Annotated in this window: 9 protein-coding genes; 4 read left to right on the forward strand and 5 right to left on the reverse strand. The window is 52.6% G+C overall.

Annotated elements, in window-relative coordinates; all coding sequences use genetic code 11:
- Positions 1–76 precede the first annotated feature (76 nt).
- Positions 77–1,366 (reverse strand): glutaredoxin family protein, encoded by a 1,290-nt coding sequence (locus ACWAU0_RS00260; protein WP_458138003.1) that lies wholly within the window; start codon positions 1,364–1,366, stop codon positions 77–79.
- A 111-nt stretch (positions 1,367–1,477) separates the two neighbouring features.
- Between ACWAU0_RS00260 and mrcB the strand changes: the two genes are divergently transcribed.
- Positions 1,478–3,805 (forward strand): penicillin-binding protein 1B, encoded by a 2,328-nt coding sequence (mrcB, locus tag ACWAU0_RS00265; protein WP_458138004.1) that lies wholly within the window; start codon positions 1,478–1,480, stop codon positions 3,803–3,805.
- Positions 3,806–3,807: 2 nt separating this feature from the next.
- Complete coding sequence (gene lolA, locus ACWAU0_RS00270) at positions 3,808–4,434, forward strand: outer membrane lipoprotein periplasmic chaperone LolA (RefSeq protein ID WP_458138005.1); 627 nt, start codon at positions 3,808–3,810, stop codon at positions 4,432–4,434.
- A gap of 6 nt (positions 4,435–4,440) precedes the next feature.
- On the opposite strand, the gene ACWAU0_RS00275 is transcribed toward lolA, so the two are convergent.
- Genes ACWAU0_RS00275 through ACWAU0_RS00290 form a run of 4 tightly spaced genes read right to left on the reverse strand, consistent with a single transcriptional unit; the run spans position 4,441 to position 10,390 of the window.
- Complete coding sequence (locus tag ACWAU0_RS00275) at positions 4,441–6,228, reverse strand: sigma 54-interacting transcriptional regulator (protein ID WP_458138006.1); 1,788 nt, start codon at positions 6,226–6,228, stop codon at positions 4,441–4,443.
- 42 nt (positions 6,229–6,270) lie between these two features.
- The gene (locus tag ACWAU0_RS00280) at positions 6,271–8,919 is read right to left on the reverse strand and encodes a response regulator (RefSeq protein ID WP_458138007.1); all 2,649 of its coding nucleotides are present in this window, start codon (positions 8,917–8,919) and stop codon (positions 6,271–6,273) included.
- A complete protein-coding gene (locus ACWAU0_RS00285) occupies positions 8,916–9,374 on the reverse strand; it encodes a hypothetical protein (RefSeq protein WP_458138008.1) in 459 nt (152 codons plus the stop codon). Before ACWAU0_RS00285 ends, ACWAU0_RS00280 begins: the two co-directional genes overlap by 4 nt.
- A complete protein-coding gene (locus ACWAU0_RS00290) occupies positions 9,371–10,390 on the reverse strand; it encodes a hypothetical protein (RefSeq protein WP_458138009.1) in 1,020 nt (339 codons plus the stop codon). The genes ACWAU0_RS00285 and ACWAU0_RS00290 overlap by 4 nt, the downstream gene beginning before the upstream one ends.
- Before the next feature lie 695 nt (positions 10,391–11,085).
- Here ACWAU0_RS00290 and ACWAU0_RS00295 point away from each other — a divergent pair.
- On the forward strand, positions 11,086–11,274 hold the full coding sequence (locus ACWAU0_RS00295; protein WP_171694590.1) for a hypothetical protein: 189 nt from the start codon (positions 11,086–11,088) through the stop codon (positions 11,272–11,274).
- A 991-nt stretch (positions 11,275–12,265) separates the two neighbouring features.
- On the forward strand, positions 12,266–13,270 hold the full coding sequence (dusA, locus tag ACWAU0_RS00300; protein WP_171694588.1) for a tRNA dihydrouridine(20/20a) synthase DusA: 1,005 nt from the start codon (positions 12,266–12,268) through the stop codon (positions 13,268–13,270).
- Positions 13,271–13,276 lie beyond the last annotated feature (6 nt).

Consider the following 13,276-nt stretch of genomic DNA (forward strand, 5'->3'; position numbering starts at 1 on the left):
ATCTCGTTTCGGTTCTATCGCACGTGTAGTGATAAAGAAAAGTGCTGTTAATCAGCGACCCACGCCAACCGGCCATCTACTCGCCTAAACCGCGCAATATTAAATACAACCCTAAACTTACCATCGCCAAGCCGCTAAGCAATTTCAGCCAACGACCTTCTTTTTCCTGCAAACGACGCTGACTCAGGGTCACGACTCCCACACCCAGCACAACGACGTCATCCAGCATATAAGCCAGATTGTACAACATTAAATAACCGTAATAGTCCCAGCCGCTTAATTCCCGCAAGGTGAGTATGCGTGTGTAAAGGGCCGGGAATCCGGAGGTACACAACAATTCGACGATCTGGACCAGCAAAGCCAGTACCACGGCCCCCAACATGGCGCCCGCCAAATTCTCGGCTTGCAGGATGCGCCGGATCCGGTTGTAGATACCAGGTTTGGCGGCGGCGGGAATCGACAGGGAAATACCCCTGCCAAACGCCCAAAAATCTTTCAGGTTGATCGCGCCGGCCAACACCGCAATGCCGGCGATAGCCAATTCCGAAGCTCGCGATAAGCCTATCAGTAAAAACAGATTCAACCAGGCGGCCATAAACACGAAGTAAGCCATCCCTTCGACAACCACAAACGCGCCTGCCACCGCCAACATCCGGGGGCGATTATTCATGGGCGCCAGCATCGAAATCATCAGAATCAGCACCCACATCGAACAGGGATTGAAGCCATCCAGCAAGCCCATAGCTAGCGTAAAGGCCGGCAAACCGACCTCGTCAAGACCGATGCGCCTACCGAACCAATTCACGGCAAACACTTCCGGTTCGGGCGCTGCTGGCTGGCTAACCGGCACATCACAGGACTCGCTGACCTGTACTTCGCAGCTACCGGCCTCCGTATCGGCCGCTTCAGTCGGCTGCGCACCGGCAAGCAAGGCATTCCTAATCAAGCCGCTACTACCGGCTTCTTCGGAATACCCGACGACATATTCGCCACGCACAAGAAATGTCGGCAATCTGATTGGACCGGCTTGCCGGGATTCGGTAATCTGTTGCAATCGCTCCAACGCGCTTGGCTCTGCTGAGATATTGCGAATGACGATCCTTAAACCGGGTTGCTCGGCTTGCAGCACCGCCAAAAATTGTTCGGCTTGTTGGCAATGCGGACAACCATTACGTACGAAGGCTTCGATATCGATTCGGTTTTCAACCGCGCCCACAGTCGGCAGTTTTGCCAGCGCAAACATCAGCAGCAAACCGAAACGCATCAGTATCGACGGTAGCTGGACCCAGCATTCCGGAAACAGTTTCAGTATCAGCACTCGCCTATCCTCCCCAATCACGCCAGCAATCTGTGCGGAAGTACGCATTTTATTAGATAATAACAAGTTAAATGAACTGCGCCGAACCAGCAGGCGCCATTTTCGCCCCATTCACACAGCCGCCGCTAACTGCCGCTGGCGAGATCAGATACCGACTTAATGCCTAGACGACCCAGAAGCAGCAAATCGACCGTTAGACGCAGAAAATCGCAACCCCAAGCATCGTGGCTGAAACGCGCGCTGGTTTCACTACTGCTGATCGGTGCATTCGTATTGGCGGCGTATGTCAGCTACCTAGATTACACGGTACGCCAGCAATTCGAGGGCAAGCGTTGGTCCATTCCGGCCCGCGTCTATGCCAGCCCTGTAGAGCTTTACGCCGGCTACGAAATCTCTAGCAAAAATCTGGAAGACTTGCTGCTGGAACTGCATTACCGCCAGGATAATCAACTGGCCGGCGAAGGTTCCTATTCCATCAAGGGCGGCCAAATCAATATCCGCACGCGCGCCTTCAATTTCGGCAATACGCCTCAGGAAAGCCGCAAAATCAGCGTGAGTTTTACGAGCGGCGGCATCGCCGGCATTACTGACGCCGGCACGGGCGAGAGTTTGGCCATCGTCCGCATGGACCCGGTGCAAATCGGCAGCTTTTATCCCACCCGCAAGGAAGACCGGATTCTAATCAAGCTGGACGAAGCGCCGCCAACCCTGGTGCAAGGCTTGCTGTCTACCGAAGACAAAGACTTTTACAACCATTTCGGCATCTCGCCCAAGGGCATCGTTCGTGCCATGTGGTCCAACGTGAAAGCCGGCGGCATGGTGCAAGGCGGCAGCACCATCACCCAGCAGTTGGTGAAAAACTTTTTCCTGAATCCCAAACGCACGTTGCGCCGCAAGCTTAAAGAAGCCCTGATGTCCTTTATTCTGGAATATCGCTACAGCAAGGACGAAATTCTGGAAGCCTATTTGAACGAAATATTCCTGGGCCAAGACGGTGCCAGCGCGGTGCATGGCTTTGGTTTGGCCAGCGAATTTTATTTTGGCCAATCGTTAAAAACTCTGAATTTACATCAAGTCGCCACACTGGTTGCTTTGGTACGCGGGCCGTCCGAATATGATCCGCGCCGCAATCCTGAACACACTTTAGAGCGCCGCAACATCGTCCTGGATGCGATGCACACAGAAGGTTTTATCGACGCCCAACAACTGAACGAAGCCAAAAAACAACCGATAGGCGTGGCGACAGTGATTCATCGCTCCGCCAACCGCTATCCGGGTTTTATCGATCTGGTGAAACGCCAACTGAAACAGGAATATAAAGAAGACGATCTGACCTCCGAAGGCTTGCGCATCGTCACGACCTTGGATACCCGCATCCAGGACACGTTGGAAAAATCCATCGCCAGCAAGCTGAAACACCTCGAGAAAAGTCCGAAAAGTAACGATTTGGAAACCGCCGCCATCGTTACCCGCCGCGACAGCGGTGAAATTGTCGCCCTCGCCGGCGGCCGCGATGCCGAAGACACCGGCTTCAATCGCGCTTTGGACGCGGTGCGGCCGATAGGTTCGCTGATTAAGCCGGTAGTCTATTTGACCGCGCTGGAGTATCCAGACCGCTACACCATCGCCACACCGATCAGCGATACTCGGCTGGAAATTCCAGCCGAAAGAGGCAAAACCTGGTCGCCGGACAACTACGACAACCAGGAACACGGCGTTGTGCCACTACATAGCGCCCTGGCCCACTCCTACAATATGGCGACGGTGCGAATCGGTATGGACATCGGTCTGGCCAAAGTCGCCAACACTTTAAAAAGCATGGGTGTCAGCCGGCCGGTGGATTTGTTCCCATCCTTCCTGCTGGGTGCGCAACCTTTGACGCCGCTGGAAGTCACCCAGCTTTACCAAACCTTGGCCGGCGACGGTTTTGCCACACCGCTGCGTTCGATCCGCGCGGTCAATGCCGCCGACGGCAAGGCCCTGCAAAGTTATCCGTTTACCGTGCGTCAAGCAGTTGATCCTGCCGCCACCTTTATCACCAACACCATTTTGCAGGAAGTCATGTACGCCGGAACAGGACATTCCGCGTATAACTATCTGCCGCAGAACATGGCATTAGTCGGCAAAACCGGCACCACCAACCAGTTGCGCGATAGTTGGTTTGCCGGCTTTAGCGGCGATTTTCTATCGGTGGTGTGGGTGGGCCGTGACGACAACAAACCAACCGGTTTGACCGGAGGAACCGGCGCCTTGCAAATCTGGTCCGAGCTGATGCGGCAAGTGTCGAAGAAGCCGGTCAGCCTGGTACCTCCCGATAATGTACAGATGACCTGGATCGACACTGCCAGCGGTTTGCTCAGCAATGAAGGCTGCCCCGGCGCTAAATTGATGCCGTTCGTGGACGGCTCCGGCCCCAGCCAATTTGCCGACTGCGGAGCGAGCCCGGAATCCGGCGAAAGCTGGCTTAATAACCTGAACCCTTTTTAACTATGTTGCTTAAACACTTTTTTGCTCTGATTTTCCTGATCGCCACCACCTCGTCAGCCTGGGCCGACGAAACACCGATTGCCCGATTGAAAAGCTTTTTAGCCAGCAGCAGTTCCTTGACGGCGGATTTCAAGCAAACCAGCTTCGATAAAAGCGGCCGCCCCGCGCAAAACAGCACCGGTAAATTTTATCTGAGCCGGCCCGGCAAATTTCGTTGGAACTACCAAAAACCCTTTGTGCAAGAGATTGTGTCCAATACCGGCAAAGTCTGGTTTTACGATGCCGACCTGGAACAGGTGACGGTCAAACAGTTGGACGATTCGCTGGGTTCCACGCCGGCATTGTTATTGACCGGCGAAGTGGATATAGAGGAAAAATTCATCCTGCAGGAACAAGGCAAAGAAGACGATGGCATGAACTGGGTGAAACTATCGCCCAAGAATGAAGAAAGCGGGTTCAAGTACATTTTGATCGGCCTGAACGGCAACCAATTGGGCGGTATGGAGCTAAGCGACAATTTCGGCCAATTAACCCGAATTTATTTTTCCAACATCAAGCTCAATCCCAAGCTGGACGACGCCTTGTTTAATTTCAAAGCGCCGAAAGGCGTGGATGTGTTTGAAAATTAGCCGCCGTCAGCCCGGTTTACTAATCCCCAGCTTTTCCATCCGCGACCGCAAAGTCGTGGATGGCACCCCCAAAATCTTCGCAGCCCCCTGATTACCGGCAATTCGCCAGGACGTCGCTTCCAGCGCTTTCAGAATATGCGCGCGCTCGGCTTCGTCCAGCGTGACAATCGGTGCAGCGTTGGGCGCGCCACCGGCCCCCATCACATTCACGCAATCCACGGCGGCCAGTTGACTGCCTTTAGTTAAAATCACCGCACGTTCGATGATATGTTGCAGCTCGCGAATATTGCCGGGCCAGAAATAACTTTGCAGATCAGCCATCATCCGTTCCGGAATAGACTGGATTTTCTTGCCGAATTTAACGGCGTACTTATCGATGAAATGCTTCACCAAAAACGGCACGTCTTCCTTGCGTTCCCGCAGCGGCGGCAAATTGATGGGGAAAACATTCAGACGGTAATACAAGTCGGCACGGAATTTACCCTGCTGCGAAAACTGCGCCAAATCCCGGTGAGTGGCGGCGATGACCCGCACATCACAAGTCAGGGTTTGGGTGCCGCCCACCCGTTCGAATTCGCCTTCCTGTAGCACCCGCAACAATTTGGCCTGCATCTCCAACGGCAATTCGCCGATTTCATCCAGAAACAAGGTACCGCCGTTAGCCAGTTCAAAACGTCCCAATTTGCGAGCAATCGCCCCGGTAAACGAGCCCTTTTCGTGACCGAACAACTCGCTTTCGGCGAGATTTTCCGGGATCGTCGCGCAATTCAATTTCACCAGAGTCTTGTCTTTGCGGGCACTGAGATTGTGAATCGCTCGGGCGATCAATTCCTTGCCGGTACCGGTCTCTCCGGTAATCAACACTGTTGCGTCGGTATTAGCTACCTGCCTGACCAGATCCATGGCTTGATGCAATGCAGGGGAGTTACCGATCAATTCCTCGCCGTCCCGGCTGGCCAAGACCTCTTCTTGTAAATATAGATTGATGCCGCGCAAGGTATTGCATTCCGCTTCCGCCTGTTGCCGAGCTTTGCGTTCGTTGATGTCGCGCAAAATCAGGATATACAGTTTCTGGCCGATGGCTTCCACGCGGGAGATGGTCGCTTCGATAGGAAAAATACTCTCATCGGCGCGCACCGCGCTCATGCCTTCCGAGACCCAAATCGCCTGCTCCGCCGGCACGCCGTTGCGAAAATTAGTCAGGGTTTTGTAAAGCTCGGGCGACAGAAATCTATCCACAGCCCGGCCAATGCTGTCGGCGGCTTTGCAGCGAAACATCTGTTCGGCCGCCGCGTTGAATAAGGTAATCCGCCCGACGTCATCCAGCGTCAGAATCGCATCCATCGCGTTCTCGAAAATCCGCGACAGGCGTTGCTCTTTTTCTTGCAACTCCAACTTTAACTTTTGCAGCGTCAGGTGGGTTTGCACACGCGCAAGCACTTCTTCGTACTGAAACGGCTTGGTGATGTAATCGACCGCCCCGACTTGAAAACCTTTTAATTTATCGGCGGTATCCGCCAACGCGGTCATGAATAACACCGGAATATCGCGCGTCGTCGGAATGGTTTTCAGGGTCTGGCAAACGGTAAAGCCGTCCATGCCCGGCATCAGCACATCCAGCAAAATCAGGTCGGGCAATTGGGCCACGGCTTGGACCAGGGCAATTTCTCCCGTTTCCGCGCGCAACACGTCAAACCCGGCTTCATCGACCAAACCCGCCAACTCTTCCAAGTTGACCGGATTGTCGTCCAGCATCAAGATTAACGGTTTATCGCGCTGGCGCTTATGAGTCATGCCTATCTCCTTCTTAACCGATCCCAAATATTGGCGGCAGCATCATTCCTGAAACTCGTGCAAATATTCCTGAATAGCCGGCTCCAGCCGAATGCTGGCTTGTTGCAGTAACTCGTAACTGGCGGCCGCATCAGTGAACGCAGCCTCGTGGCCCATCGTCTCCAGCTGCTGGGCTATCTTGCCGAACGGGAAGGCGCCGATGCTGTTAGCCGAGCTTTTCAGGGTATGTGCGGATAGCCGTAACAATTCGGCATCCTGACGCTGTATCGCATCGGCCATGTCATTCAGCAGCGGTGCAGACTGTTCCTGAAATAAAGTCATCATTTTGCACAACATCTGCTGTCTACCGCGCACCCGGCTTAAGGCTTGTTGCCAATCCAGCGCCGGCTCCGCCAACAGCGCCGACGCCATGCTGTGCTTATCCGCTTGCTCTGTTCCCGCCATATTCCAACACTCCACCATTGCCAACAAATCCTGCTCCTGCACGGGTTTGGCGATGTAATCGTCCATACCAACGGCTAAACAGCGTTCCCTATCACCTTTCAGGGCGTGCGCGGTCATCGCGATAATCCGCATATGTTTACCGGTCTCGCGCTCGCTGGCCCGAATCGCATCGGTAGCCTGAAAACCATCCATTACCGGCATCTGCACGTCCATTAAGATCAGATCGAACAAAATATCGGTAGCCAATATATCCAGTACCTCCTGGCCGTTGTTGGCCACCTTCACGGTATGGCCGCGCTCTTCCAGCAACACCACAGCCATGTATTGGTTAACCGGATTATCTTCCGCCAACAAAATTCTTAACTTACGTGGCGGCTCGGCCAATACTGTCAGCGCGGCTTCTGCGGCTTTGGCGGATTTACCCAACGCCGATTGAATGGCATTCCACAATTCCGAATGTTTGACCGGTTTACGCACATACAAATTGATGCCCAAATCGTGGCAGCGTTCGCAATCGTCCGGCCGGTCGGCAGACGACAACATCATGATGGTTACCGGCTCGAAGCGTTGATCCTCTCTGATGGCTTGCGCCACCATAAAGCCGTCCATGATCGGCATCATCGCATCGAGTAAAATCAAAGCGTAGGCTTCGCCGGTTTCCGCCATACTCTTCAATGCGGTGATGGCCGCCTCGCCGCTATCCACCGTGGTGGGCCGCATGCCCCAATGGTTCAAGATTTCCGAGAACACCCGTAAATTGATGGCATTGTCGTCCACGATCAACACCGGTAGATTTTTCACGTCTATCAGTGGCTGAAATGGCGCGTCGGCCTCGCTTTTAGTGTGCCGGTCAAACACGGCGGTAAAGAAAAAAGTGCTGCCTTTATGTTCTTCGCTTTCCAATGACAAATGCCCGCCCATCAACTCGACCAAGCGCGAAGAAATCGACAAACCCAGGCCGGTGCCGCCGAATTTGCGCGTGGAGGATGCGTCTATCTGCGCGAAGGCTTCGAAAATAAGCTGTTGTTTATCGGGGGAAATACCGATACCGGTGTCGCTGACCGCAATCTGCAAACAAACCTTGTTTTCATCGACCGATTCCGGTTTGACTTGCACCACGATTTCGCCGTGCTGGGTAAATTTGATGGCATTGCCGACCAGATTAATGATGACTTGATTCAAACGGCCAACGTCGCCCAGCAAATCGTCCGGGGTTTCCGGGTCGATGCGCAACATCAACTCTAGATCTTTTTCATGGGCATGGCCGGCCAGCAGCTTTAAGGTGTCGCCGAGGCTTTCGCGGACTTTAAACGGTGCATGATCGAGTTCGAGCTTACGCGCCTCAATCTTGGAGAAATCCAGAATGTCATTGACGATGCGCAGCAAAGCATCCGCCGAGCTGTTCGCCATCCCCAGAAACTCGCGCTGCTGCGGGGTGAGTTCGGTGCGCAAGGCCAAGCCTATCATGCCGATGATGCCGTTCATCGGCGTGCGGATTTCATGGCTCATATTAGCCAGAAACTCGCTCTTCGCGCCGGCGGCCTGCAATGCCGCGTCGCGGGCGGACAGCAAGGCTTGGCGCATTTTTTCCAGATGCTCGGCCAACGCCGCTACTTCGGTAATTTTGGTGCCGGAATTAAATTGCCCGGTGTGATTGCCGGCGGCGATTTGTTCGGCTTCGTCGCGTAAACGTTCCAGCGGCATAACCAGTTTGCGCCCGAACAATCCCACCACCAGCAGCGTCAAGCCCATGTAAACCGCGACAAAATAGGCGCTACGCTGATAGATCGTGGCAATGTCGCGTTGAATCTGCCGCTCGTCGTAACCCAGTCTTAGCATCGCCAAAGAGCCGTCTTCAGGATTCAAAATCGGTACGGCCAAAAAATAAATATCGTCGTCGTGCTCGCCGAAGAAAAAATCTTCCTGAAATTGCTGCTGCGCATTCAGTTCGATGTCGGCGCGAATATTGCCGCGCTCAGTGGCGATTTCCGCAAACGCCAAACGGCCATTTAACAGAAATTCGCCTAACAAGCCTTGCAATTCGCCGGCCTTGCTATGCTCCAGCCTCGGCGTAACCAGATTACTGAACAGCAAGGCATCGGAGCGGACGTAATTGACAAACTGCGCTTCCAGACTGGGTTTGATTACCCGATAAATGCCGAACAACAACACCGGCACCAGCAGTAAATGAATGCCGACCACAGCCAGAATCATTCGGCCGTTAAAACTATGAAAAAATCGACTCATTCCAGGGCTCCCTGCCATAACACGTTAACCGCTTTAAGGCCTTGATTGGACCGAACCTGATCTTCCCACAAATAGGTCACCGTGCCCGGATTCTGTTGCAGCGTATCGACCAAGCTCTTCAGATCGTTAAAACTCTCCGGACGTTTACCGCCGAGGCGGAAAACCACCGATATGGTTTGGCTTTCATAGGCATTCGCCGACATGAAGGCCACTTTTTGCAGAAATACTTCGAAAATTAACGGATCGCTGATATTCAATAGGGGCACGGGATGTTCACCGCCCTTTTCCAGCGGTACGCCCAGAAATAATTTTCTGGCCTCTTGCACGGTTAAAGCCGGTATCGACGAGTTGGCGCTGGTGGCCAATACCAGAGAATGGCGAGTGATAGCCCATAGGCTCTGCGCTCCAAGCAGCAACAGCAAAGCAACGATGCAGAGACCGCGCAGCAGCTTCATGGGAACACCGCGCTCCATTGAAACATCACTTGCCCGAAATGATCGTCGCGCAAATGATCGCGGGAGGCTTCTAGCTTTAGGGCATTCGTGTGGTTGAGTTTGTAGCGTATGCCGCCGAGAAACCTGTCCTCGACATATTTAGGAAACATCGCCAGGTAGGGATCGTCCTTGCCGCCAAAAGTGCCTTCGACGCGCCCGACCAAAGTCCAGGCCGGATTGAGGTCCCATTCGACTTGCCCGTAAGTGCTGAGAAAATCATCGTGGGTTTTGCCGCCCAACGGACTTTCCAAGGTATTGTTCACATAGACAATTTCGCTTAGTAGCCGCACTGCTTGGATTTGTTTATTGGCGTAGGCACTGGCGACGAATTGACTGACGTTTCTAACGGCGGGCTCATCGGAGCGAATTTGGTTATAAGCCCCGGAAATACCAAATTCGTCCACGCCGAAGCTGATAGGTTGATAGCCCAGCCGAAATGACACACCGGGTCGACGTGATCCGCCCGGCTCCACCAGATTGAACGCTTCCAAACCTTTATTAATTTGCGGGCCCGCACCAGCGCCAACCGTGTAATACAAGCCGCCCTCACCCAGATCGTGGACGCCTTCCCATAAAAACCCGGTCAAATGATTGGGAATCACGCCTCCCGCCGTTTCGAAAGCCATAATACCTGGCCTGCTGATCGTGGTTTGCAGAAACGCGCCGTGGTGGAACTGCATGTTCCAATAGCCGATCGGGTTATGAAAGCGCCCCAACCACAGCGTGGCTTCGTCGCCGACATGCATGCCTAATTGAAAGCGTTCCAGATTATGGGTTTTGGTGCTGACCAGCCATTCGCCGAGAAAGCGGAAGCGCTGATAGTCGGTGGTGTAAAACACGTTAATCTCGGGGATAACGTCACCTGTACTGAGTTTTTTCTGCGGTTCTTGATCGAAACGTTCGATGCCGGTCACAGCCGGAAACAATAACAAATCACCCGGCAGTCCGGTGGTGCCATGGCTGGGCATATGTCCCATATGACCCCCGGCAACTACAGAGGCAGGCACTATGGCTGCGAGTGCGCAGACATAGGAAACGATAGCAGCGTTTAGCGTTTTGAATATGGCCGGATAGTATCGTTGCCGCATGCGGACTCTCAAGCATTTCATCGGTAGCACACTCATACTACCTAGTTAATTGGGAATATTCTCCCGATACGTTTAAAGCGAAATGTATCACATATTTTTGAATGGTTGACGATATTTCGTCAAAACTTAAGTGCAGATCAAACACCTGAGCAGCATCATTCAAGACAGAGGTAGATTTGATTAAACCCGCATTTGCCCGCCAATTACAAATCTTCAAGCCAGCGCTGGAGATACCCCTGTAGCGACAGCCATTAACCTAAAAATTCATACCAACTTTAAACCTGCAAAAGCGTCTAACGCCCCTGCATCATCGACTGGCGCTGACACCTTGTACGACATTTCGTAAGCGATACGATATTTAGTGCTGAAATCAACAATTTCTTGTGCATTTTTTCACTGTTTTCCAGCATTGCCAGCTCATAAAATAATGCATAAACAATTACTTAGAATAATTAAGGTGCACGCGGTTTTGTAGTGGCATTGGTTTTGCGCTACATAAAGTAGCTCTGCAATGACGAAGAGCGGAATACCCAACAAACCCATAGCGCATTATTTTCAGATATTCGGATTACGAGGTGATCACCATGAAAACACTCCAGCAGATTACTCGTTGCAAAAGGTGCGGCGACTTATTGTCAGCCCATGAAAAGTCACATACCGCCCACGAAGGCCTCTGTGCATTTTGCGCCCAGATGCGTAGTGAAGCACTGGAAATTCACCAAGAAATACATACAAAAAACCGCGTGGCAAAAATTCACTTCAGATTGGTTTAAGCATGGCTTTGTTATAAGGCTGGCCGCGCCACAATGAAAGTTTGCCGATAACCATCGTAGGCTTGAGGCCACGTTCAACCGGATCGCGAAATGGCGTCGTTATTCAGCGCCTTAGCTGCCCACAGCGAAACGATTGGCGCGAATACCTGAAACATGCGCATCAGCTCGCTAAGTTTTTATAACCCCAACATAAGGAGACAAACTATGAATTCCGAAGACATCCTGAAAACTTGTATACGCGAATTAAAGCGCTGCGGCATAAGCTTCGTACTGATCATAATCGGCGTATTTCTGGCCACCCAAAACGCCCCCGCCGCAACCATGCCAAAACCCAAGCAATGCATAGGGAGCATGGAAACGATTAACGCACTTGCCTCCCGCCCTCTAAAACCCGGCACTCGTGCGTTGGTCCAGCCGGTTAGCAATTCGCTCCATCAGTTTCATAACAAACAAACTTACAGTAAATGCGTTGGAAGCCTGGCCGAAAACAAAGCTAGCAAACAATACAAATGAGTGTTTTTCGGCAATCCGTATAATTTTGAATCGTCCGCGCGGACAACCCAGATAGCCATCCCGAATCCCAAGTCACTCGTCAAGGCGACGTCAACACGGCACCAAGGCTTTTTTTGATCTATCTGCAACATTTAGATGCAAGTTGTTAACTTTTAGCTTCATCTGATAGCAGCGGGCCAATACGCATCCGACAAGCCTGAGCAGAATCAACTGTGCGATTGTCTTTGTCGTGTTTATGCTGTTTAGTGTCAGCCCCATCCCGATTACCAGCAGCATCGGTTTATACCTAGTGATTTTCAGGCCGCGTTGGTTTAAAGAACTGACCAACTACGCCGATAAAGCAGACTGATATTCTCCTATCGCCTTCCTGCTTCAGCCTTCAGCACGGGCTGATTTCCTATTGCGGTTTTTATTCAGCCCGGCAAAGTATAATAAACTCACCAATTTGAATCCTGATTCCCAACCACCAGAACCACCCATGACCGCTGACCGCGACCATCCCCCCTCCCAAGCTGACAAACACCTAACCTACAGATTCTCAGTCGCCCCCATGCTGGATTGGACTGACCGACACTGTCGGTATTTCCACCGTACTTTATCCCACCATGCCTTGCTATACACGGAAATGGTCACCACCGGCGCCATCTTGCACGGCAACCGCGACCGGCATTTACAGTTCAGCTCAGAGGAACACCCACTGGCTTTACAGCTAGGCGGCAGCAATCCAGCCGATTTAGCGGAATGCGCCAAAATTGCCGCCGACTATGGTTACGACGAGATCAATTTAAACGTCGGCTGTCCCAGTGATCGCGTGCAAAATGGCCGCTTCGGCGCCTGCTTAATGGCAGAACCCGAACTGGTCGCCGAATGCGTAGCGGCAATGCGGGAAGCAGTATTGATGCCGGTGACGGTGAAATCGCGGATTGGTATCGATGATCGCGATTCTTACGCAGAACTGACACACTTCATAAGCACTGTAGCGGCGGCCGGTTGCGAGACCTTTATCGTGCACGCCCGCAAAGCTTGGCTATCAGGGCTTTCACCCAAGCAAAATCGCGACGTACCGCCGCTACGTTATGACGTGGTGTTGCAATTGAAACACGATTTTCCGATGCTCAATATTGTTATCAACGGCGGCATCGAATCCTTGGATAGCTCGCTCCATTTATTAGAGCAACTTGACGGCGTCATGCTAGGCCGGGAGGTTTATCACAATCCCTATCTACTAGCAGAAGTAGACCGGCGCTTGTTTAACGACGAGCATTCCATCCCGTCGCGGCAAGAAACGGTATTAGCCCTGTTGCCTTATATAGAGCAGCAATTACAACAAGGCGTGAGACTGCATTGCATCACCCGACACATGCTAGGGCTGTTTCATGGGGTCGATGGCGCGCGGGCCTGGCGCCGCCATCTCAGCGAAAACGCCACCCGTTTTGGCGCCGGTAGCCAGGTGGTTTTGGACGCCTTAGAATTTACAGTTTGATGCTGT

Source organism: Methylomonas sp. Uni0009 (assembly GCF_054188105.3).